Origin of the sequence: Enterococcus villorum (assembly GCF_007990225.1) — a bacterium.
Classification (GTDB): Bacteria; Bacillota; Bacilli; order Lactobacillales; family Enterococcaceae; genus Enterococcus_B; species Enterococcus_B villorum.
The window spans coordinates 227,952-249,853 of sequence record NZ_BJWF01000001.1; the positions used below are offsets into that span (position 1 = coordinate 227,952).

Consider the following 21,902-nt stretch of genomic DNA (forward strand, 5'->3'; position numbering starts at 1 on the left):
GACTCTCTTTTCTTTTAGTCAATCACTTCAAGCACCGCGAATTTTCCTAAAATAAAATAAGAAAAACTAGAGAGTCATCCACTAGTTTTTCTTATACCAAACAATTAACTTTTTTTAATTATATGATATATTTCAACGAACTATTTTTTATTACAAGCGACAAAAACAAAACGATGTTGCAAATTATAAATAAATCCATGGCGTTTTAATTCTTCATGTAGCATCTTAAGTTCCTTAAAATTTTTTTCAACTGAGAAATTAGAAAATTCCCATGGGATCGTGCGAACATAAAAAATTAAGCCATCCATGTCAAAAAAACGCTGATTCAGATAATCTTCCTCACAAAATAAAACTTGAAATTGATTTCTTTCTAGCTCCTCTTTTACTAAAGACAAATGAAAAGAAAAATGATCTTTTTTAGCTTCTGGTATCAATCTTGAGGCTAAGTTTAGACCATTGAAGTCGCCGACTTGTTGAGAGATAAACAAGCCATTTGATTTCAGTACACGTTTCACTTCAGTTACCGAAAATGATTCATGAGAATTAATCACTAGATCAAAAGAATCATCTGCAAAATTCAGTAAATCATCTTCATCAACAAATTGGACATTCACTCCCAAAGGTTGAAGTTTTTTTAATAATAAATGATAGTTGGGGAGATACCCTTCTGTTACTGCGGTTTTATGATAAGGATGAGCAAATGTTTGCAATAATTCTCCGCCACCCGTTCCCATATCCAAGAGAACCATCTCCTTTTTTAGATGAGACAAAACCAATTGTTGATAATCCCATGAAGGAGTTTCACAAAACCATTTGTTTTCCAGATAAGAAAAATCCCAACCAGAAAAGTTTTTTTGATTTTCTTCACTTTTAAGCCATTCTTTTTTTAAACATTCTTGATCCATTTTTATCGCTCCAGTCAATTTTTTCTAATGAATGACTGCGATACAGTTTATTGGATAATTGCTACTCGATATAGGCTTATCCATTAAACTATATCGAGTAGCTACCTCGTTCTTTTTTCATCTTCGTTCTCCTATTGTGTGATTAGGCATATTATATCATGAAGACAGAAATTTTAAAACGCTTTCACGAATACTATTATTTAATATCATTTCAAAAGGAGTCCATACTTCCTCCTCTATCAGAGATTTCCGTGATTCAGCTCCACAAAAATTTCTTCGTTGTTCTGTGAGATTCATAAAAATAATACATAAAAATATTGTTTTTTCATTTTAATCAAGAATAGTTCATCTAAAACTTTGAGATAGATTTTTTAGACCTTTATAAATAGAAAATCAGACACAACTTATAGAAAAAAATCTTTCTTTTAGAATATGTATAGGTTGCTTAGCTCTACCGACTTTTTTAATAAATGTCTAAACCATTTCTTGTCCAGCTCAATTCCATACTTTCCGTATCCTTTGTTATTCGTTTTTGGGTCTCCATCAACATATTTTCTATTAAATACTTACACTCTCTCATAAGGTTAAACAAAGTATTGGCACTTTGCTTATAAGGATTATAACCCTGTCTCCCAACGTCAATTATTCTCTCTTGTGTCATTCTCCCACCAACTAAACATTTAGTAAAATTTCTTTTTAATATTTTCATTAATACAACCCTAACCCTATATTACTCTAAGCGCTTTTACGTATAAACGTACAAACAAACTATTTATTTTACACAACATGCTCGACCATTAGAAAGGCTTTATATATTGAAAGAAAAAAATAGATATTCAAGTATACTCTGTTGTGCGTATCTTGATAAACGAAAGAGACACAAGCTAACTGTATCTCTTTCGTTTAAAGGATGATTTCTGGGCAATGCATTCTGTTTCTTAAAAGATCAAATGACAACAGGTAATGATTATGACCGCAAAACAACTATTTGTGATTTTTTTCACTTTTAAAATCAGTTACATGTTATAGTCAATTTGTAAATACATAACTTACAATTTATTTAAAGAGGTGAACATCATGAAAAAAACATTCTTAAAAAGTTTGCTATTATCAACCTCGTTATTAACTTTGGGCTCAACAACTCTCCCAACTGGAATGGTTTTTGCTAGCGAACAAAATTATCCCCGAAAATTCAAGTTATTCTAGCAACGATAATGTGGGTGTATCTATACAAAAAGACGAGAATGGTGATCTTATGGTAGTAAAAGTTGAAACAAAAGCTCGTGCTAATGTTGCAAGATGGGGAGCATGGCAATATACTCATATTGCTTTAAGTACTGGCGTAACAGCTGGAGCTATAAATACTGCCTACTCTAAAGGAATTGGTTCTGTTTTAGGTATCTTTGGACTGCCTGGCTGGGCAATAGGAAATCTTCTAACTGCAGCTGGTTGGACAAATTATGGTAATTCCCCAGGAAATTCAGTCGCTCGGCTGTGGGATAAAAATCATAATGGCTGGGTAGGCTTTTACAAACGAACTGGTTATGATGGAGCTGGAAGAGCTGTGGCCACTGCTTATAAAACAGAGTAAATAATACAAAAGGAGAACCTATGAAAGATAAAATAGATTTATTTTACAAAAAACATCCTTATCTCACGCTTTTAATCAATTTGTTGTTAGGTAGTATTATCGGAATTTCTGTTGAATATTTACTAAATAAAGACTTTATAGGTTCTGGTTTCTATACGGTATTATTTTTAAGTCTTCTTGAAGCTTTTTCAATTTACAGGAAATCAAAAAAAATAAATAACTTCAAAGTCCCTTTTATTAGAAGGGACTTTGAAGTTGCTTATAGCAGACAGCAAATTATTCTCGATTGGTTATACTTTCTTATTCTAGTAATTCTGTTTTTTTTAATTTTAGTCCCTCCTGGTAGCCATGAAAGCTTCATTCTCTTTTACTTTGTGTGAGGTATCTTTTTCAGGAACTAAACTGAGATCATCCATGTCTTCAGGGAGCTGTAATGCTAGTTCATATCCCGTTTGTAAGTATCTGCTGTTAAAATACTTTAGATAAACCAATGAGATAGCCTTGAATATAGTCTTGTTTCAATTGCCATTTTCGTTTTCTCTTGCGTTTGATCTCTGGCTGTCGCATACATATTCTTGCACAATAGGAAACACTTCCGCTTGCGTAATTAAATGGTTCTCAAAATCTTTGAAACTGTCCTCAATCAACTTTCTATCATGTTCCTTGGCGTTTGGTGTAGTGTCAAGAATGAATAAATTCCCCTTTTTTTCCGCCCGTATAGTATCTCCATTTTTTAAGCCAAGAGAACTTGGTAAAATAATCCCAACACTGTTCCCAATCTTTATTACTTTGATTGATTTCATGATTTCCTCCCTTACTTAAATTCCCCTCAACCAAACATAGCATGTTATAACACTGATAGCAAACAGTCTAAGTGAGTGTTATTATTGAATCAAATAAGTCTTTTAACCACATTCGATCCTATTAAATCATTGATAACGATTGGTCTTTGCAACTCTTCCTCTTTCCAATAATGAGGAAATTTTTTCAAAATCTCTTTTACTTGTAGCATTAATCGAGTATCCATTTTTCAGCTCCTACTTTTTCTATTCTTTATTATATCAACGTAAATATTAGTCGCAATAAAGATTTTAAAAGGCCATCGTTATAGAAGCCAAGAAGAAAATAGAAAATAGAATAAAAAATAACAACAAAAAAGAAGGAAATTAGATTTTTATTTATTTTATAGAGATAATACATAACAGATATCAATATAATTCTTTCTTTTTATCCTAGTTTTAAAGTAATTGTTGGAAAAATAAAGATAATTTTGACTGAAAGTAAAAATAGTTAATTGGCTTGAAAAAACAAGCAATTAATTATTTTCTAATTTTATCATACTAAAGAACTTTGTCGATTTTTCGAAAAAAAAAGAGATAATCTTTGAACATTTCAGTATATGATCATGTTATAAGAAAGGAGGCTATTAGATGAAACAATTAGTTGCTAACGAAGCCACGCAAAAAGAGCATTCTGACAGTCTAGGCTTTAAGAAAAAAGGTTTTTTTTCCAGATTACTTCAATACATTACCCGACCAATTAAAACAGTGATTAAGAAATTTTTTTTTAAGAAACCAGCAGAAACCCAGCATGTCCGCACGTCAGAAGAGAAACATGAACAACGTTCTTCTACAAATATGCAACAAAAACATCTTGATCCTGCAAGATGCATACACACCGCTGCAAAAAGTAACTCTAATAAAAAGATCATGAACAAAGAAATAAAAGCTTCTTTATCACGATACCTCTGAGATTTTTACACTAGTTTAAACTCTGATTTTTTGATGAAAAGTGAATTATTTTTACCATGTCAAACTGTTTTTAATCCTCTGTCATTGAGCGATTGAACTTTTCCCTTCGTTCTTTCATCCATTTGACCTATACATTTTTTTCTGTTGTGTGGAAAACATTCTTACTTATTTTTCTTTATCTACATAGTATCTAAACAACGTTCTGGTGTATCTTAAGTGGCTATTACTATCATTTTCAGCATGAATATCTTTAGCTTTACGAACCAATACTTTTTGGAGAGCTATCTTTAAGCGTAGCTAGCTTTTTTCTAAAAACTGAAAAAACGGAGCTAGCAGTTTCTGTTGTTTCTACAATACTTTTGGTGAAATTTCTCTCGGCTTCTTGATCAAGAACATTTCCTCTGTGAAATCCTCTCATCCAAATTTTTGTAAAACAAAAAACACCTTGATTCACTTGTAGAAAAAGTGAATCAAGATGTTTTTTCTATCTACATTTAATATGGTAATCTTGTTACATTCGTCTGAATATACAAAACATAAAATTCAGCTCAAGCTACATACTAAAAGTATTAATAAACACACTCAGTTAAGTGCCATTCCTTAACGAATCCCCAAAGCAATCCGTGCATAACGGCTCATTTTATCGGTTGTCCATGCGGGATACCAAACGAGTTTTACTTCTGCTTTTGATACTTCTGGTACTTCTTTTAACGCATCGTGGATGGAATCTGTTAAGATATCTGCTAATGGACAGCCCATTGTTGTTAAGGTCATTTTAATGACTGTTTCTCCATTTTCTGGATTAAATTCTACTTCATATATTAAACCTAGATTGACGATGTCAATACCTAACTCAGGATCAATGACCATCTCTAAGGCAGCTAAGATTCGTTCTTTGATTTCTGCTATTTCTTCATCAGACCATTTTTGGTTTGCTTCGTTCATCTTGCAGTACTCCTTCATGCCAGTTTTGTTTATCATACTCTTTTTTTTACAATTTGTAAATGAGAATCAAAGAGCGCTATTCTCATTTAGAGGCTTTATTTTCTTCCCTTAATAATAATCATTTAAATGAACGAACGTTTTTTATTTTTTTTGTGACGTTTTCTTTATTTCCGGAAATACTCCCGTTGAACGATAAAGATTTTGTTCAGACTCATTAGCAAAACGGCCAAAGACTGAATGAGTCGGTAAAATATTAATGAATGCATCTTCATCAATTTCGTGGACAATTTGATCTAAATCATACATTTCATAACGGGTAATCACCATCATGATCATTTTTCCTTCTTTTTTTGAATAGCCACCAACTGACGGTAATAAAGTCATTCCACGAATCATCTTTTGAGCAATTGCTGCTGTGACTTCGTCTGGCTTGACGGTAACAATCATTGCCGTGACTTTTTGATGACTGGTGTGGATCGTATCTACGACTTGTGTCATCGCGTAAATGGAAATAATCGTGTACAATGCACTTTCCCAGTTAAAAAGAAAGCCTGCGACTACCACAATTAAACCATTTAGCATTAGCATATAATTGCCGACGGTTTTACCTGTGGTTTGAGAAAGAACTAAAGAAATGATATCCATCCCACCAGTAGTGAAACCCATTTTCAGTGAAATCCCAACTCCTACACCTAATAGCACACCGCCGACTAAAGCATTCATTAAGATATTATCGGTTACCTGTCCAGTTGGTAATAATGTAGTGGCGACTGAAACGGCCAACACGTTAACAAAACTTAAAATGGTTGCTCTTTTCCCTACTTTAAGAAACCCTAAGATAAACACCGGAATGTTTAAAATAAAGATGAAGGCACCTGTGTCCACTTTAATGTGGAACCAGTCAGATAATAGCGAGGCAATGATCTGGGCAATTCCATTCATCCCGGCAGAAAAAACGTTCGCAGGAATTAAAAAATAATTCAACGCAACCGCTGCAGTCAATCCAGTGACTAGGATCACCGCAATTTTTTTTAATACTTCGTTTCTTTGATACACTGTCTTGATCTTACTCACAAGCACCTCTTCCTTTCGATGTTCGTCCAATTGTAAGAATAACAGGTTATGAATTAAATGAAAATACTTGAATCATAAATGAGAATAATTTTAGCAAAGGGACAAACAAATTGTCTCATTATGATACAATAAAAGAAAAGCAAAAAAGGAGATGTCTTATGGCAAAAGATGCAAGTTTTGATATTGTTTCAGAAGTAACCATTGAAGAAGTCAGAAATGCGATTCAACAAACTGTCAAGGAGTTGACGAATCGTTTTGATTTTAAAGACTCTACCATTGATATCAAATTCGACAACAATAAATTAACGATTGTCAGTGATGATGACTTTAAAATCGAACAAATCAAAGATGTTTTATTTAGTAAATTAAATAAACGCAATGTGCCTATCAAAAATATCCATTTCTCAGAATCTGAACATGCATTAGGTGGGAAAGCCCGCCAGACAGCAGAACTTATCAATGGTATTGATCGAGAAAACGCTAAAAAAATCACGACTGAAATCAAAAATTCGAAGATAAAAGTAAAAACACAGATTCAAGAGGATCAAATTCGTGTTACTGGAAAAAATCGTGATGATTTGCAAGCAGTTATTGCTTTGTTAAGAAAAATCGACTTACCCATTGAACTGCAATTTACCAACTACCGCTAGAATGCTTGAAAATGGCATGTCACATGAATCATTTTGTTTATTTGCAGATAAAAGCCAGTATCCAAGAAACATTGTTTTCTTACTCGATACTGGCTTTTTTAAGCAAAAGTAACCCTTTTAGCGTATTCATTATTGTTTTAATAGTCGTTGTTACTCATTTGGTCGGTTCATTTTTTTGCCAGAATGCTTGAATCTCTTTTGATAATTCATGGATACTCGATACTGATTTGGCCGAATGCCAATGTTTAGGAAAGAGCTGACGGTAATCCTTGCGATTAAAGCGTTGATCCGCTAATAACACGATCCCTTTATCTTCTTCATCTCTGATCACACGTCCAGCCGCTTGTAGAACTTTGTTCATCCCAGGTAATTGATATGCATAAGCAAAACCCAGGTGTTCTTTTTCATCGTAATATTGTTTAATCAATTCTTGTTCATGGTTCATTTGTGGCAATCCGACACCAACAATCATGCTTCCAATCAAACGGGTACCTCTTAAATCAATACCTTCAGAAAAAATACCACCCATCACGCAAAAACCTACCAATGTCTCTGTTGGCTCTTCTTTGAATTGATCTAAAAAATTTTCTCTTTCGGACTCATTCATGACAGTGTCTTGAATTACCATTCTTATATTCGGGTATTTGGCTTGAAAAGCTGCGACTGTCTGATCCAAATATTGATAAGATGGAAAAAAAATAAAATAGTTCCCTATTTTTTCTTTAACAAAATGGTGAATTGTCTCAATAAGTGGCGACATATTTGTCTCTCTTTTACGATAAGTCGTTTCTAAATAATTGGTTATCATTACTTTTTGATTTTCTTCTGGAAATGGGCTAGGAATACGATAAGCCAAACTTTCTTGACCTCCCAGCGTTTCTTGATAATAAGATAACGGAGAGAAACTAGCAGAAAATAACAAACTACTTCTGCTCTTCGCTAAAGATTGTGCTAAAAAATCACTCGGATCCATACAAAATTCTTTGATGATCAAATCGTGGTAACTTTTCTCAAGGGTGGTTTCATAATGGTCATCATAATACTCACTAATTTTCAAAAAATGAAGCAACTCAAAATAAAATGGCAACAAGGTTTCTTGAACAGGCTGTTCTGGATATTCTGCTAACCATTCCTGAATGTGTTCACTCAATTGATAGCCGACATCAATTAACGAGTGTGCGGGTTCCTTTTGATGGTGATAACTCCAGCCTTCTTCCTTTAAAATCTCGCTAATTTTATCAAATTCTTTAAGAAATTTATTGAACCGGCGTCTTAATTTTTGAAATTCCTTAGGAAGCATTGTATAAACATTTTTTGCACTTTGATACGACAACTTGGCAGAATACATTTCTCTTGAACGGCTCACCAAATTATGTGCTTCATCAATCAAAAAAAGGTAATCTTCCTTTTTTCTTCTTCAAAAAAACGGCGTAAATAAACAGTGGGATCAAATAAATAGTTATAATCACCGATAATCACATCACACCATAAGCTCACGTCTAGCGAGAGTTCAAAAGGGCACAGTGTATGTTTCAAGGCATAACGCTCAATGACAGCTCTTGTGATTTGATTTTCATGATTCAACAAGTCCCAGAGCCCTTCATTGATTCGATTATAATAGCCATTGGCGTAAGGACATTGATCGGGGTTACACGTTGTTTCATCTAAAAAACAAATTTTGTCTTTTGCGGTTAGAGTGACGCTTTTGGCTTTTGTTCCTACGTCTTTTAAAGCCACCATTGCATCTTCAGCAACTTGTCTAGTAATTGTTTTAGCCGTTAAATAAAAAATACGCTCACCGGTTTCTTCACCCATAGCTTTTAAAGAAGGAAATAAAGTAGAAATTGTCTTACCAGTGCCGGTGGGTGCTTCAACGAATAGTTTTTGTTTGGTCCGAATCGTTTTATACGCAGCTACCGCTAACTCTCTTTGCCCTTTTCTGTAAGTTTCATAAGGAAATTTCAACGCCATCAGCGATGCATTTCTGACTGTTCGCCAATTTTCTTGAAAAATCAGCCATTCTTGATAATCTTCCGTTAATTTATTAAAAAATTTATCTAATTGTTCAATGGTTTGATGTTGGATTTTACGGGTGACAATTTCTTCTGTGGTTTGAAAATAAGTCAGCTGTAAATTGATTTCTTTCAAATTATGTTCATGACAATAAATATACGCATAGGTTCTTGCTTGATGAAAAAATAATTCGACCTGCTCTTCTTCAAGGTCTTCAAACCTAGGTTCAGAAGTTTTTATTTCATCAATATAATACATTCCTTCTTTTTGAAAGATACCATCTGCGCGTCCCTCAACAATCAACTGATGTTCTTCCAATTGAACAGTCGTTTTTAAATAAACTTCTTTTTCATAGGTGTCACCGGCTTCTTTTTGTAGCTTACGGTGAATTTTGGCGCCTTCTAGTGCGGTATGGTTACTTTTTTTTCGATTGTCGATACTTCCACGTCTTAGGATAAATTCGACTAAATTTCGTACCGATATTTTGGCTTGTTTCACCCATTCCCGCCTCCTTTAACGATAAGCTTACCTGAAAAAAGAGCAAGAAGCAAAAAACATTCACTCAATGAACAAGCAAATATCAGGTGAGTTTTTCTTTTTTATTGGGTGTTTCATACACTTTTTATAAGAAAAAAACAAAAATTTCCTGTTTTATAGTTGAACCCAAGAAACCTTTCTCATCTATTTATTTTAAGCTATTTGACATTTCTTCAGGAAAAAATAATTCTTGAAATTTCTTGAACCTGTTCCATTTTATCTTTTTATTTTCTTTCGTCAAGTAGGGTCTTTTGTTTCCTCCTATTAGTTGCGTTATACTAGAACTAAGTAAGAAATCAGGAGGAAATTTTATGCACATTGAACAACTGAAAACAGGAACAATTGAAGAAAACTGTTATCTTGTATCTAACGAAGAAGCCTTATTGATTATTGATCCTGGTGAAGACGCGGATAAGATCAAAAGACAAATTGAAAAAATACAGCAACGTCCCGTGGCTATTTTATTGACACATACTCATTACGACCATATTGGTGCTGTCGAAGAACTTCGTCAATTTTATCAGATTCCAGTATACGTTAGTCCTTTGGAACAAGAATGGTTAGGCGATCCAATACTCAATCTTTCTGGATTAGGGCGACATGATGATATGGCTAATGTCATTGTCTCTCCCGCTGAATATGAATTTGAAATGAAAGCATACCGTCTTGGAGACATGAACTTTCGTGTCGTCCCTACTCCAGGACATTCCATTGGAAGTGTTAGCTTTATTTTTGATGATTTTGTGATCTGTGGAGATGCCCTTTTTAAAGGAAGTATCGGTCGAACCGATTTATATACTGGTAATTTAGAACAGCTGTTACACAGTATCAACACCCAACTGTTTGTTTTACCAGATGAATTTGTTGTTTATCCAGGCCACGGAGATGCGACGACGATCGAACATGAAAAAAGAACCAATCCTTTTTTTAATTAATTATTGAATAGGAGGAGTTAGCAATGACTGAAACAACCCTTTATATTGTCAGACATGGAAAAACCATGTTCAATACGATTGAACGTGTCCAAGGTTGGTGTGACACCCCACTGACCAAAAAAGGCCAAGAAGGCATCCGCTATCTTGGCAAAGGATTAAAAGAAATTGATTTTTCTTTTGCCTACTCTAGTGATAGTGGCCGTGCAATTGAAACAGCTCGGATCATTTTAAGTGAACATTCAAAAGGAAAAGAAGTGCCTTATTTTATTGACCAACGGATTCGTGAGTGGTGTTTTGGTTCTTTAGAAGGTGGCTATGACATGGAGATGTGGGGTGTTATTCCCCGGGTATTAAATTTTAAAACATCCAGTGAAATGTTTACTAAAGATGTCACTTTTGAACAAATTGCCAATGCCATTTATAATCTCGATACTGCTGGCTGGGCGGAGACTTATGACACCTTAAAAAGTCGTGTTTGGTCTGGATTTGAAGACATTGCCCATCGTTGTGAAAAAAATGGAGGCGGAAATGTTTTGGTCGTTTCCCATGGTTTAACAATCGGCTTTTTATTGAATTTGATTGATGCCAAACAACCAGTTCGAGCGGGATTACTAAATGGAAGTGTCACAAAAGTAACCTATCAAAACGGAAAATTCACGATTGTTGATATTAATGATACGAGCTATATTGAAAATGGAAAAAATAAGTTGCATGATTCTTTCCTATAAATTTATTCATATTTTACAAAAAATGTGCTAATGGATGCTTTCTTAACGAGTGATCAAGTGCTGTTCTTTCTACTTTAGATTAAGAAGAAAGACAGGTATGGATTGCTCGTTTTTATTTGCCAATGTGATTTCTCAAATTTTTCTTAATTTGAAGAAAGCATTTGGTTTTCACTCCAAAGAACGATATACTAAATAATGTATTTTATTTGGGAAGGAAGGAAACTATGTTTTTTGCAAATATCATAAAAGCAGCTATCTTAGGAATTATCGAAGGGATTACCGAGTGGTTGCCGATCAGTAGTACTGGTCATTTGATTCTAGCAGATCAGTTTATTAAGCTAGATGCTAGCTCACAGTTTATGTCAATGTTTAATGTCGTCATCCAATTAGGCGCTATTTTGGCGGTCGTCGTTTTATATTTCCATAAATTAAATCCCTTTTCTCCAAGCAAGACAACGATTGAGAAAAAAGATACTTGGACACTTTGGTTTAAAGTAATAGTTGCTTGTATCCCTGCGGTTATTATTGGATTACCATTAGATGATTGGTTAGAAGCGCATTTTTATAAATTCTTACCTGTTGCCATCGTGTTGATCATCTATGGTATCGCCTTTATTCTTGTCGAAAAAAGGAACAAAAATAAAACACCCCGTTGGACAACATTGAATGATTTTACTTATCAAGCTGCCTTACTTGTAGGATTATTCCAAGTATTAGCACTGGTTCCAGGAACCTCTCGTTCAGGTGCCACGATTTTAGGAGCAATTTTAATTGATGCTTCAAGATTTGTTGCCACTGAGTTTTCATTTTTCTTAGGTATTCCTGTAATGTTCGGTGCTAGTGGTCTAAAAATTGTGAAGTATCTAGTACAAGGAAATTCTTTTAAAATGGAAGAAACGATCGTATTATTAGTTGGTACACTGGTTTCATTTATTGTTTCTGTTTTAGCCATTAAATTCTTATTAAACTATTTGAAGAAAAACGATTTTACTGTTTTTGGATGGTATCGCATCATTTTAGGTATTATTTTAATTGGTTATTGGTTTATCGCCATGTAAATAAACATACGAGACGCACTGCAATAGTCAGTGCGTTTTTTTATTCATTTTAATAAAGAATGTTTTTATTCCTTGTTTAAATAACTGATAACTATTATCGTTCTCATTTAACAAATTTCATTATCATTTATATTAACGGTATGTTATATTGATTTTGAAAAGGAGGAATGTTCTTTGAATAACATAAAATATACTTTCATACCAGTCATTAGTTGCCTGTCTCTCATGCTTTTAGGACTTCTCTCTCAAGCTATTTCCCCTTACTTAAGTTTGGCATTTTATTTAGGAGCAATTCTATTTGGCGGATTTAAACAAACGCAAGAAGGTTTGATCGAGCTTTGGGAGGAACATACTTTAAATGTTGACTTATTAATGGCATTAGCCGCAATTGGTGCCTGTCTGATTGGTGAGTTTTTTGAAGGCGCCATGTTAACGTTTATTTTTTGTTTAAGTGGAGCACTTGAAGAATATACAACCAGTAAAAGCCAACAAGAGATCACTGCATTGATGAATCTTCAACCTCACAAAGCTCAACGCTTAACTGAGAAAGAAGAGTTGGAAGAAATTGCTGTAGAGGAATTAACGATCCATGATCGCGTTTTTGTCAGTAAAGGAGCAACAATTCCAATTGATGGCTTTTTGGAAAGCTCACAAGCTGTTGTTGATGAAGCAACCATCAGTGGCGAATCGATCCCAGTCGAAAAAAAACAACAGGATGAATTATTTGCTGGAACGATTAATCAAGGGAACCCTTTTATTCTTCGTGTGACCAAAAAAAGCACAGATACTGTGTTTGCCAAAATCATCAAATTAGTGGAAGAAGCACAAAACACACCAACAAAAACGGCCTCATTTATCTCACGCATTGAAAATACGTATGTAAAATGTGTATTATTGTTCGTTCCCCTAATGGTTCTCTTTTCTTCCTTCTTCTTTGGTTGGAGTCTACAAGAAAGTTTCTATCGAGGGATGGTTTTATTAGTGGTCGCTTCTCCATGTGCGTTAGTGGCTTCTGCTACTCCTGCTACCCTGGCTGCCTTATCAAACGCCGCCAGAAATGGTGTATTAATTAAAGGTGGCTTTCATTTGGAACAATTCGCTCAATTAAGATCAATTGCTTTTGATAAAACAGGGACTTTAACACAAGGAAAACCGGTAGTAACCGATAGCTATTTTGTAACAGATGATGTTCTTATTTCTCAACAAATTTTAGTATCCATGGAAGAAAAAACCACCCACCCATTAGCCCAAGCCATTGTGGCTCATTTTGATTGTCAGATACCAAAGGAAATCCAACAGTTATCAATTGAAGAAATGACTGGTTTTGGCTTACGAACAACATATCAAGGAAATGAATGGGGCGTTGGGAAATGGCTTCCAGAAAAAAGAAAAATTCAAGATCAAGAGATCAAACGACAAATCGCACTACTCGAGCAACAAGGAAAAACTGTAATAGCCTTAACTAGAGACGATGAATTAATGGCTGTCCTTGGATTATTAGATGTGCCAAAAGACAATGCCAAGCAAGTCATCGATTATTTCAATGCCCAAAATATTTCGACAAGTATGATCACTGGTGACAACAAGGGAACTGCACAAGTGATTGCAAAACAAATTGGTATCCACAATCTTTTCGCAGATTGTACACCAGCTAAAAAGACGAAGTATGCGCAACAGCAAAAAGAAACTTATGAGGTGACTGCAATGGTGGGAGATGGCGTAAACGATGCACCAGCCCTTGCTACAGCTTCTTTAGGAATTGCCATGGGACAAGGGACGGATGTGGCAATGGAAATTGCCGATATTGTATTGGTGAAAAATGATTTGCACCAATTAACTTACACCCATCGCTTATCACTTAAAATGAAAAAAATAATTAAACAAAACATTCTTTTTTCCTTAACAATGATTTGTCTATTGATCCTCTCTAATTTTCTCCAATTTTTAAACTTACCTTTAGGTGTCGTGGGACATGAAGGAAGTACCATTTTAGTGATTTTAAACGGTTTACGTTTATTGAAACCACTACCAGTTCCCAAACAAAAAGAACCCCCTTGTGCCAGCTGCCCTTTACAGTCTACAGAGCTTTCTTCTTAAACACTTGATCCTAAGAGAATAAAATCCTCTCTTTTGTAAGAATAAAAAAAATGATATGATGGATGGCAGGAAAGTGAGGTTCTCTAGTTATGGAAAGTTGGCTTTTTCTTGGATTAATCATGCTTGTTGCATTGCTTTCTAAAAATCAAAGTTTAATTATTGCAACTGGTTTTATTTTACTTGTCAAGCTCATTCCGATGTCGAAATTCTTTCTTACTTGGTTACAAGGCAAAGGAATTAACATTGGTGTAACGATCATCACAGCGGCTATTTTAGTTCCAATTGCTACTGGGGAAATCGGTTTAAGAGATTTGCTTGATGCTTTTAAATCGCCAATCGGCTGGATTGCTATTTTTTGTGGCGGATTAGTTGCTGTCCTTTCTTCTAAAGGCGTAGGACTGATTGCTTCTGATCCACAAATCACGGTTGCTTTAGTTTTTGGGACGATCCTTGGCGTTGTTTTTTTAAAAGGAATCGCCGCAGGTCCAGTCATTGCTTCTGGCATCACTTATTGTCTCTTGCAATTATTTTCCTTAAGCAAGTAGCATAAAGTGTTTTAACCGTATGAATCGTCTTTTTCATGCTATACTTATCATGAGGTGATCGTATGTTAGATAAATTAAAATACTTTATCGGCACAGTTGGGTGGTTTTTATTGGCAATTGTCTTGATTTTAGGATTAGCTTATCTGTTATTCCCTGATTTGATTCAAAATGTGTTCGACACCTATTTTTAATTCTTTAATGAAGACACAAAGATCGGTCATTTGTCACAATAATTCAAACTTCCCCCAGCTAATTTTACTTTATCGCCCTTTTTGTAAAATCAACTCAGGTTTTATGGAAAGGGCGTTATTTGTATTATTTTAATTTTTCTTTTTGAATCCTCTATTCTTACCACTAATTAGCCAATAATATGAAACAATCCTCATTTCTTTTTGGCTCCTTCTTTCTTTTTTTGTTATACTAGAATGCAGAACAGCTCTTTTTTAAACAAGAGTGTGCTCATATGTTTCATTTATAGAAAGGAAGACGCTCATGGAAACCTTTGAAGGTCTTTTAATTGATACTTATGTTTTACAGGAACAACCAATGATGTTAACTGGTTTAAATCTCCAGCTTGAAGATCGGGTAATCAACGGTCTCCTGAAAGATCGCTACTTAGCAAAATATATTTTGCGCCTCCCATTAAATAAATACGTTTTACAAGTCAGTGGTAAATGGAATCGTCGAAATCAATTAGTCATCAAGAAAATGGTGATTAAAAACATTGATGAATACATTAAAATTATCGGCACTCCAGATTAACAGCAGTTCTGCCAATGGATAACGGTTATAAAATAACTAGCAATTGAAATCGTTATGATTGCCTTTTCTATGAGAAAAGTATCCCTTTTCAAAAAAAGCTTTGCAAACGGTTGTCTTTGTTATATAATGTTCGAGTACCAAACAGTCCCATTCAAATTTTGTTTAAAAAGATTTATTTATCTGCTTTGGTTAAACGCTATTGTCTCCCACAATAGCGTTTTTTATTTTTGAGAGGTATACATAAAAGAAGCAAGCCAATCCTCTGACTTTTCCTTTCTTTTAGTGTTAAGGAAAAAAACTTGTCATGTTCATATTGCAAAGATTCACTGATTTAGGTATAATAATGAATGTTGAATTATGCGGTAACACGCGTAAGAACTTAAGTTATCGGAGGTGAAACTAATGCCAAACATTGAATCTGCAATCAAACGTGTTCGTACAAGCGAAAATGCGAACGTTAAAAATTCATCTCAAACAAGCGCTATGCGTACTGCAATCAAAAAATTTGAAGATGCTGTAGCTTCAGGTGCTGAAAACGTAGATGCGTTATATAAAGAAGCTGTTAAAGCTATTGATATGGCTGAAACAAAAGGTCTAATTCATAAAAACAAAGCTAACCGCGACAAATCTCGTTTAAGCAAAAAAATCGCTAAATAAGGAAATCGGCTACGGCCGGTTTTTTTATTTACCCGAAAATTTTCTCACTAATCTTACACTTAAACATTCTGAACAAGTAAATTTCCTGTTAGAATTGATTCAAGAAATCTTTTAATTGGTACTTGCTATAAATAAATCATACATAATTATTTTTATAACTTCAGAAATAATAGGTGTCTCTTCCCTTAATTTTTCACCCATACTATCTATAGAATGGTAGGAGAATTTTAATGGGACAAATTTTTGGAAAAAAATGAACTTGGATAGAATTAGAAAAGATTGTGATAAAAAGTTGAGAGATTCAGCAAAAAAGTAGAACGTCACACATCAAAGATATAAAAATGAACTAACTAAACAAGTGAACCAGATGGATAGTACATACAAGCGTAGAAACAACGACTTTTATAAAGCGATGAACAAAGCCGAAGTTGAAAAAGAGAGTAAATCAGAATCAGATGATTTGCAAGAAATTAGTCAGTTGCTCCATCTAAACACAAACTTTGAAAAAAATTACTGACAGATAAATCCGCTAGATACTTTACAAAAAAAACGTGTCAACTCGCATAAAAAAAACAAGAGTGGTCAGTAAACATGTTTCTGCCAAAAAAGCGATAGTTTTGTCTTTCATCGTTAGCTGTAGCCAACAAACTTTTTAGCTTAAGCTTTTCTTCTATCAAATAAAGGAAGTCATCACTCCCTTAAGTCAGACAAATGATGAATCACATTTATAGCTACAAGAGAAAAAGCCTGAAATACACACATTCTCAGGCTTTTTTCACTTGTAGCTCATTTCTAACAATAAGTTGACTACTACTTCTTTTATTTTCTTAATAATTCTCCTGTTCGTAACACAAATAATTGAAAACTTAATTCTTTTTCTATTTTTCCACTTTTGATTTGGTAATCCATCTCAACTAGGTCATTAAATAGTTGCCTTAATATTTTTTCATCAAATTTACGTACTTCTTGCATCGCTAATTTGACACGGTATGGATGTATCTTTAACGTTTCAGCAATATTTGCTTGTTGGTACCCAATGTTCATCAAAAATTTTGTTTGTAAAAACAAGCGTATTTGTGAGACTAAGATAGCATTTATTTTGATCGTTTCCTCTCCTTGTGTGACGAGGTCTTCATAGAGCCGCAGTGCTTGTTCTGTTTGGCCAGATAAAATATAGTGAGTCATATCAAAAAGGTTATGTTCCAACGTTTTAGGAACCAATTGCTCCACTTCTCTCACCGTAATGAGTTCCTTTTGTTGACCATAAAGAAGCAACTTATCCAACTCACCCATCATTTTCGTTAAATCAAGGTCTGTTAACCGTAAAAACAAATCAATGGCTTTTCGATCCATTGTTATTGGTGCATTTTCTAAGGTATTTAATAAATACTGACGCACTTCTTTTTCATTTAACGGTTGTACTTGAATCGTGTGGGCGGTTTTTTTCAATTGCTTCGTCAGTTTCTTGCGTTCATCCAGTTTTTCATAAGCTGCAAAGAACACTAGAACCGTTGATTCTAAAGGTTCTTTCAAATAGTTCACGAGCAGTTGTGTGTTTTGCTCGATGCCGTTATTAATTTTTTCTGCGGTCAAAAAGTACGGATTTTCTACAAATACTAAACGTTGCTCACCAAAAAAGGGTAAAGTTTCTGCTTCTGCAACAACTTCATCAATGCTCGCATTTTCCATATCAAAACTTAAAAAGTTTAGGTCATCTTGACTATTGATTTGAACTTTTTTTAAAATCTCTGCTCTTACTTGATCTTGTAAATATTTTTCCGTGCCTAAAATCAGATAGCAAGGAGCAAGTTTTTCTTTACGAATTTTTTGCAAGTCTGCTTGAATACTCATGTCTTTCACCACTTTCAAATTAATCCTACCATGAGTATACATGAATTACTAGTCTATCATTGTTTCTATTCTTCCTTTTGGATACCACAAAGGGTGCCACTTAAATGAAATCGCACCTTGCTGATCGGTTCGTAGAGTAGTCATTTGTTGAGAAGCCATTAGGGACAACACTTCTTGATGAGGATGACCAAATGAATGGTTCAATCCACAAGAAATAATGCCATAGTCTGCTTCTAATTGTGCTATAAATTTAGGACTACTAGAAGTACGGCTGCCATGGTGCCCTAACTTGACCACATCCGCTTTTAAATTGGGGTAACGGTTCCCAATTTTTTCTTCAGAAGCCTGATCTAAATCGCCTAATAAGACAAACCTTAGGAGTTGATGAGTGAAAAATAATGCGACAGAATCCTCATTTTCACCTGCACCTTTTTGATCGGGTGATAAAACAAAAAAATCAAAATACCCTTCGATTCGATCACCTTGCTTAACTTCGTAAATTTGTGTTCCAGTATTTTTCAAGACTTCCAACTGTTGTTTTAGTGAAAAGCTATTGCCACCTCCCCAGCCAAGATAAATCGTGTCAATATTGAAGTGCTTCGCAAGTGTGGCTAATTCCCCAACATGATCCATATCGTCATGTGTCAAAATCAATTTGTGGATCCGGCTGATGCCATTTCCTTTTAAGTAAGGGACTAGGTTATACTCCGCATGCGATCGAACAATCCTTTCTTGCCAATCTTCTTTTTTGAAAGTTAATTTCCCACCGGTGTCCACTATCACTACTTCTTTTTGAAAAGGAGCGATCAATACTGTACTGTCCCCTTGTCCAACATCATTAAACGTAATACTTGTTCCTAGCTGAAAAAAACGAGCGCCTATTAACAAGCAAGGAACAAAAATGGCCAAAAAAATGGAGGCTAAGGGTTGTGTTTGTTTCTTTTCAATCACCCATAAAATAAAAGCAATCGATACAATGACTAGCCAAAAACTTGGTTGTCCAATGATGATCGTTGAAAATCTAAAAAAATGAAGTCCATATTCAAGCTTAACTAGCAAATATTCCATTAATTCACTCATTATGAGAGGTAAATGGTTGCCGGCTACAAAGAAGAAAACCAAACAAGGCAGAAGAAACTTAAGAAATATAGGAGTGAATAAAACGGTGAAAATAGTTCCCAGTACTGCCCATTCATAGAAATGCCATGCAGTAAGCGGTAAGATTCCTATACTGAATAAAACAGTAGTGGCTACTCTGTGACTTTTCATTTTTTTATGAATTGGTAGCAAAAGGAATAAAAAGCTCATTATTAAGCTTAATTGTCCCCCGACTTGAAAAAGACAAAGTGGTTCGAACAACAAAAGCAACCAAAGTGTGATAGAAAAGCAGTCGAGAGAAGAAAGTTTTATTTGATAAAGTTTTAGCCCAAGTTTTAATAAAAATAAAATACCTGCTCTTACAACCGATAATGAGCCACCTGCTAAGACAAGATAGGCAATCGTCAGCAGAGTCAATGGGATAAAGCTAACAGATAATGTCACTCCTGCTCGGCGAAAAAGGTAATAGAGCCAGCCTAAATAAACTTGTATGTGCATACCCGATAAACTGAATAGATGTAATAACCCTGTTTCTCTATAGTTTTCTTCTGATTCTAAAAATTGATGGTCTTTGTATCCGAATAAAAGCGCATTCATATAAATACTTGTTTTATTGGAAAAACGTTGCTGAACAATGGTGATCCACTGCCCTCTTTTTCTCATTAAAAAGTTTTTCCACGTATTTTTGTTGCGTATCTCTTTTATTTGATTGATTTGAAAGCGACCACTGATTCGATGTACTTTGTCGTAACTTCTTTGATCAAATGCATAGTTGTTTCTTTGTTGATCAGAGACTTGATAATTCCCTGAAACATTAAGCACCATCGATTGATGTCTCAAATGGAACAAAGCATCCCGTTCTTTCTCAGATTTAGCAAGATAACTGAAATGAATCTTTTGTTTCTTCTTTGTCCGTCCCATAAAAGTCACCCAATCGCCATTTAATTTTACGGTGTCTGATAGGATCGTTACTTGTTCCGTTACGTTTTTGTTATCAATTGGTGGTGTCTCTTTTAGCAAGCAAGAAAATAAAACAGCTGTGCTACAAAACAAGGAGATACAAGCAATTGTTTTATTTTCTTTCAGTAAAAAAAACAAAAAAATCCAACGAAGATCAAACGATAATACCATTTGTCTGTACTATACATAAGACAGATAAGAATCGAAGAAATCGCTGGAAAAACCAATCGATTTTGCATTTGGTCGCAAAATACGCTAAACATGTTCTCCTGATAACTCTTTTTGCAGTTTCGCAAAATGAGTAGAGTCCAGAGAAACTTGGTGCACGCTTACACCTAATTGTTTGATTAATGATTGTGCATAAGAATCGTTACGATAATCATGTAAATAGTTGATTTTCTTTATACCTGCTTGCAATAAAGCTTTTGTACAGGCTAAACAAGGAAAATGTGTCACATAAATTTCTGATCCTTCGGTGGGAATGCCTAGTTTCGCACATTGCAACAACGCATTCATTTCTGCGTGGATCGTTCGCAAGCAATGTCCATCTACAACATAACACCCCTCATCAATACAATGGGTATCCCCACTTACTGCGCCATTGTATCCTCCAGCAATGATCCGTTTTTCCCTTACTAAAGTCGCACCGACTTCCAATCTCGTGCAAGTACTTCTTAAAGATAGTAATACTGCTTGTGCCATAAAATATTGATCCCAAGGAATCCGTTCATTGCTCATATTCTTCACCTCTGTCTTTTATTCTATAGTAATTGTAACGAAGTTTTTCATTTTTTCAACTGTCTTTTGACCAATTCCAGATATTTCTTGAAGTTCCTCGACGGATTTAAAGGATCCATTGTCTTGTCTGTATTGAATGATTTCTTGCGCTTTTTTTTCACCAATTCCTGGTACTTGCTGTAGTTGTAAAGAATCTGCCGTATTTAGATTGATTTTTTCTTGTGGTACTTTCGACTCACCAATTTCAGTATCTTCCTCGTGATCCGAATATTTTTCTTCTATTTCTTCTCCAATCTCAGGTACATATAATAATTGTTGGTCTTTGATTTTCGCTGCAAAATTGATTTGTTTTTCGTCGGCAACGTCAGTGAACCCACCTGCTTTTTGTATTACGTCGAAAACTCGTTCTTCTGCCGTAAAAGCATACATGCCCGGTCGATTGACTGCTCCTTTGACATCGACGTAAATCGTTGGATAAACCGTTGTTTCTGTTGTTTCTTCCATTAACTCTTTTGACTGTTGACTTTCTTGAGTCAAATTGGCCATTAATTCTTCATTTGAATATGACGTCATAAGTATTTGGTTTTTCGTTTTGTGATAAATAGAGTATCCAGCCAATCCAATAAGCGTCATTAATCCCAGAATAATCAGAGCTCCACAAATAATAAGCTTTGGCGAAGCGAAAATTTGCTGATAGATTTTTTTCATTCTGTCGTCCTACTATTCTATTATTCTACTCGATGTATCGACTCGGCAATTTTAGCCTTTTTTTGACTCTTAACTAAAAGTTTAAACAACACGTTTCCTTTCATTGATTTTTAAAGAGTATTTTGCTCTTCACTATTAATTACGTAAAAGAATTTTTTCTTCTTGAGATCATAAAAAATATTGCCACCTACGCATTATATGGAATGATCATGGATTTGGGTGAAGTATCCACTGTTGCTATTTTTGCTTAAAGCAAAAAATAAGCAGAGAAAATCTCGAAAATAATGAATTATTTTCTA

At 34.5% G+C, this 21,902-nt stretch carries 22 protein-coding genes and 2 pseudogenes; 13 read left to right on the top strand and 11 right to left on the bottom strand.

Annotated features, from left to right (window positions below):
• Positions 1 to 140 precede the first annotated feature (140 nt).
• On the bottom strand, positions 141 to 905 hold the full coding sequence (locus EVI01_RS01055; protein WP_010751114.1) for a class I SAM-dependent methyltransferase: 765 nt from the start codon (positions 903 to 905) through the stop codon (positions 141 to 143).
• 463 nt (positions 906 to 1,368) lie between these two features.
• Positions 1,369 to 1,614, bottom strand: coding sequence for a hypothetical protein (locus EVI01_RS01060; protein ID WP_010751115.1), 246 nt, complete (start codon positions 1,612 to 1,614; stop codon positions 1,369 to 1,371).
• A gap of 546 nt (positions 1,615 to 2,160) precedes the next feature.
• On the opposite strand from EVI01_RS01060, the gene EVI01_RS01065 reads away from it, so the two are divergent.
• Entirely contained in the window at positions 2,161 to 2,496 is a 336-nt protein-coding gene (locus tag EVI01_RS01065; RefSeq protein WP_010751117.1) for a hypothetical protein, read from the top strand.
• Positions 2,497 to 2,516: 20 nt separating this feature from the next.
• A pseudogene (locus EVI01_RS01070) lies at positions 2,517 to 2,708 on the top strand (hypothetical protein); the annotation flags it as partial.
• A 306-nt stretch (positions 2,709 to 3,014) separates the two neighbouring features.
• Here the strand turns inward: EVI01_RS01070 and EVI01_RS01080 are convergent.
• Positions 3,015 to 3,302 carry an AbrB/MazE/SpoVT family DNA-binding domain-containing protein gene (locus tag EVI01_RS01080; protein WP_025480650.1) on the bottom strand — a complete coding sequence of 96 codons (288 nt, stop codon included), beginning with the start codon at positions 3,300 to 3,302 and terminating at the stop codon, positions 3,015 to 3,017.
• A gap of 86 nt (positions 3,303 to 3,388) precedes the next feature.
• Complete coding sequence (locus EVI01_RS13950) at positions 3,389 to 3,523, bottom strand: hypothetical protein (protein ID WP_010751120.1); 135 nt, start codon at positions 3,521 to 3,523, stop codon at positions 3,389 to 3,391.
• Positions 3,524 to 3,926: 403 nt separating this feature from the next.
• On the opposite strand from EVI01_RS13950, the gene EVI01_RS01085 reads away from it, so the two are divergent.
• Positions 3,927 to 4,247, top strand: coding sequence for a hypothetical protein (locus EVI01_RS01085; protein WP_010751121.1), 321 nt, complete (start codon positions 3,927 to 3,929; stop codon positions 4,245 to 4,247).
• A gap of 600 nt (positions 4,248 to 4,847) precedes the next feature.
• On the opposite strand, the gene EVI01_RS01090 is transcribed toward EVI01_RS01085, so the two are convergent.
• Both EVI01_RS01090 and EVI01_RS01095 read right to left on the bottom strand, forming a co-directional pair.
• Positions 4,848 to 5,192 (bottom strand): metal-sulfur cluster assembly factor, encoded by a 345-nt coding sequence (locus tag EVI01_RS01090; RefSeq protein ID WP_010751122.1) that lies wholly within the window; start codon positions 5,190 to 5,192, stop codon positions 4,848 to 4,850.
• A 141-nt stretch (positions 5,193 to 5,333) separates the two neighbouring features.
• Positions 5,334 to 6,272 (bottom strand): YitT family protein, encoded by a 939-nt coding sequence (locus tag EVI01_RS01095; RefSeq protein WP_025480651.1) that lies wholly within the window; start codon positions 6,270 to 6,272, stop codon positions 5,334 to 5,336.
• Positions 6,273 to 6,424: 152 nt separating this feature from the next.
• On the opposite strand from EVI01_RS01095, the gene EVI01_RS01100 reads away from it, so the two are divergent.
• Entirely contained in the window at positions 6,425 to 6,916 is a 492-nt protein-coding gene (locus EVI01_RS01100) for a YajQ family cyclic di-GMP-binding protein (RefSeq protein ID WP_010751124.1), read from the top strand.
• 154 nt (positions 6,917 to 7,070) lie between these two features.
• On the opposite strand, the pseudogene EVI01_RS01105 reads toward EVI01_RS01100, so the two are convergent.
• Positions 7,071 to 9,427: pseudogene (locus tag EVI01_RS01105) on the bottom strand (ATP-dependent DNA helicase).
• A 350-nt stretch (positions 9,428 to 9,777) separates the two neighbouring features.
• Between EVI01_RS01105 and EVI01_RS01110 the strand changes: the two are divergent.
• The 9 genes from EVI01_RS01110 to EVI01_RS13565 all read left to right on the top strand — a co-directional run bounded on the left by EVI01_RS01110 (position 9,778) and on the right by EVI01_RS13565 (position 16,765).
• A complete protein-coding gene (locus EVI01_RS01110) occupies positions 9,778 to 10,401 on the top strand; it encodes an MBL fold metallo-hydrolase (RefSeq protein ID WP_010751126.1) in 624 nt (207 codons plus the stop codon).
• A gap of 23 nt (positions 10,402 to 10,424) precedes the next feature.
• Entirely contained in the window at positions 10,425 to 11,129 is a 705-nt protein-coding gene (locus EVI01_RS01115; protein ID WP_010751127.1) for a histidine phosphatase family protein, read from the top strand.
• Positions 11,130 to 11,353: 224 nt separating this feature from the next.
• The gene (locus tag EVI01_RS01120; protein WP_010751128.1) at positions 11,354 to 12,187 is read left to right on the top strand and encodes an undecaprenyl-diphosphate phosphatase; all 834 of its coding nucleotides are present in this window, start codon (positions 11,354 to 11,356) and stop codon (positions 12,185 to 12,187) included.
• 174 nt (positions 12,188 to 12,361) lie between these two features.
• Positions 12,362 to 14,284 carry a heavy metal translocating P-type ATPase gene (locus EVI01_RS01125; RefSeq protein ID WP_010751129.1) on the top strand — a complete coding sequence of 641 codons (1,923 nt, stop codon included), beginning with the start codon at positions 12,362 to 12,364 and terminating at the stop codon, positions 14,282 to 14,284.
• 89 nt (positions 14,285 to 14,373) lie between these two features.
• Positions 14,374 to 14,829, top strand: a complete 456-nt coding sequence (locus EVI01_RS01130; protein ID WP_010751130.1) for a DUF441 domain-containing protein — start codon at positions 14,374 to 14,376, stop codon at positions 14,827 to 14,829.
• Positions 14,830 to 14,891: 62 nt separating this feature from the next.
• A complete protein-coding gene (locus EVI01_RS13955; RefSeq protein WP_010751131.1) occupies positions 14,892 to 15,020 on the top strand; it encodes a hypothetical protein in 129 nt (42 codons plus the stop codon).
• A gap of 301 nt (positions 15,021 to 15,321) precedes the next feature.
• Positions 15,322 to 15,591 (top strand): hypothetical protein, encoded by a 270-nt coding sequence (locus tag EVI01_RS01135; RefSeq protein WP_010751132.1) that lies wholly within the window; start codon positions 15,322 to 15,324, stop codon positions 15,589 to 15,591.
• A gap of 402 nt (positions 15,592 to 15,993) precedes the next feature.
• Positions 15,994 to 16,248 carry a 30S ribosomal protein S20 gene (rpsT, locus tag EVI01_RS01140; RefSeq protein ID WP_010719340.1) on the top strand — a complete coding sequence of 85 codons (255 nt, stop codon included), beginning with the start codon at positions 15,994 to 15,996 and terminating at the stop codon, positions 16,246 to 16,248.
• 367 nt (positions 16,249 to 16,615) lie between these two features.
• Positions 16,616 to 16,765, top strand: a complete 150-nt coding sequence (locus tag EVI01_RS13565; RefSeq protein ID WP_155853993.1) for a hypothetical protein — start codon at positions 16,616 to 16,618, stop codon at positions 16,763 to 16,765.
• A 302-nt stretch (positions 16,766 to 17,067) separates the two neighbouring features.
• On the opposite strand, the gene holA is transcribed toward EVI01_RS13565, so the two are convergent.
• From holA to EVI01_RS01160, 4 genes are all read right to left on the bottom strand, one after another.
• Positions 17,068 to 18,111, bottom strand: a complete 1,044-nt coding sequence (gene holA / locus EVI01_RS01145; protein ID WP_010751133.1) for a DNA polymerase III subunit delta — start codon at positions 18,109 to 18,111, stop codon at positions 17,068 to 17,070.
• A 36-nt stretch (positions 18,112 to 18,147) separates the two neighbouring features.
• Entirely contained in the window at positions 18,148 to 20,328 is a 2,181-nt protein-coding gene (locus EVI01_RS01150) for a DNA internalization-related competence protein ComEC/Rec2 (RefSeq protein WP_010751134.1), read from the bottom strand.
• 84 nt (positions 20,329 to 20,412) lie between these two features.
• Complete coding sequence (locus EVI01_RS01155) at positions 20,413 to 20,895, bottom strand: ComE operon protein 2 (RefSeq protein ID WP_010751135.1); 483 nt, start codon at positions 20,893 to 20,895, stop codon at positions 20,413 to 20,415.
• A gap of 18 nt (positions 20,896 to 20,913) precedes the next feature.
• Entirely contained in the window at positions 20,914 to 21,603 is a 690-nt protein-coding gene (locus EVI01_RS01160) for a helix-hairpin-helix domain-containing protein (protein ID WP_010751136.1), read from the bottom strand.
• Between the last annotated feature and the right edge of the window lie 299 nt (positions 21,604 to 21,902).

What these genes read in the sequence shown, in the direction of transcription:
- EVI01_RS01090 (WP_010751122.1), bottom strand. Translation starts at nt 5,192, where the DNA reads ATGAACGAAGCAAACCAAAAATGGTCTGATGAAGAAATAGCAGAAATC.
- EVI01_RS01065 (WP_010751117.1), top strand. Translation starts at nt 2,161, where the DNA reads ATGGTAGTAAAAGTTGAAACAAAAGCTCGTGCTAATGTTGCAAGATGG.
- EVI01_RS01130 (WP_010751130.1), top strand. Translation starts at nt 14,374, where the DNA reads ATGGAAAGTTGGCTTTTTCTTGGATTAATCATGCTTGTTGCATTGCTT.
- EVI01_RS01155 (WP_010751135.1), bottom strand. Translation starts at nt 20,895, where the DNA reads ATGAGCAATGAACGGATTCCTTGGGATCAATATTTTATGGCACAAGCA.
- rpsT (WP_010719340.1), top strand. Translation starts at nt 15,994, where the DNA reads ATGCCAAACATTGAATCTGCAATCAAACGTGTTCGTACAAGCGAAAAT.
- EVI01_RS01115 (WP_010751127.1), top strand. Translation starts at nt 10,425, where the DNA reads ATGACTGAAACAACCCTTTATATTGTCAGACATGGAAAAACCATGTTC.
- EVI01_RS01100 (WP_010751124.1), top strand. Translation starts at nt 6,425, where the DNA reads ATGGCAAAAGATGCAAGTTTTGATATTGTTTCAGAAGTAACCATTGAA.
- EVI01_RS01135 (WP_010751132.1), top strand. Translation starts at nt 15,322, where the DNA reads ATGGAAACCTTTGAAGGTCTTTTAATTGATACTTATGTTTTACAGGAA.
- EVI01_RS13950 (WP_010751120.1), bottom strand. Translation starts at nt 3,523, where the DNA reads ATGGATACTCGATTAATGCTACAAGTAAAAGAGATTTTGAAAAAATTT.
- EVI01_RS01150 (WP_010751134.1), bottom strand. Translation starts at nt 20,328, where the DNA reads ATGGTATTATCGTTTGATCTTCGTTGGATTTTTTTGTTTTTTTTACTG.
- EVI01_RS01110 (WP_010751126.1), top strand. Translation starts at nt 9,778, where the DNA reads ATGCACATTGAACAACTGAAAACAGGAACAATTGAAGAAAACTGTTAT.
- EVI01_RS13955 (WP_010751131.1), top strand. Translation starts at nt 14,892, where the DNA reads ATGTTAGATAAATTAAAATACTTTATCGGCACAGTTGGGTGGTTTTTA.
- EVI01_RS01085 (WP_010751121.1), top strand. Translation starts at nt 3,927, where the DNA reads ATGAAACAATTAGTTGCTAACGAAGCCACGCAAAAAGAGCATTCTGAC.
- EVI01_RS01160 (WP_010751136.1), bottom strand. Translation starts at nt 21,603, where the DNA reads ATGAAAAAAATCTATCAGCAAATTTTCGCTTCGCCAAAGCTTATTATT.
- EVI01_RS01060 (WP_010751115.1), bottom strand. Translation starts at nt 1,614, where the DNA reads ATGAAAATATTAAAAAGAAATTTTACTAAATGTTTAGTTGGTGGGAGA.
- EVI01_RS01120 (WP_010751128.1), top strand. Translation starts at nt 11,354, where the DNA reads ATGTTTTTTGCAAATATCATAAAAGCAGCTATCTTAGGAATTATCGAA.
- EVI01_RS01055 (WP_010751114.1), bottom strand. Translation starts at nt 905, where the DNA reads ATGGATCAAGAATGTTTAAAAAAAGAATGGCTTAAAAGTGAAGAAAAT.
- EVI01_RS13565 (WP_155853993.1), top strand. Translation starts at nt 16,616, where the DNA reads ATGGATAGTACATACAAGCGTAGAAACAACGACTTTTATAAAGCGATG.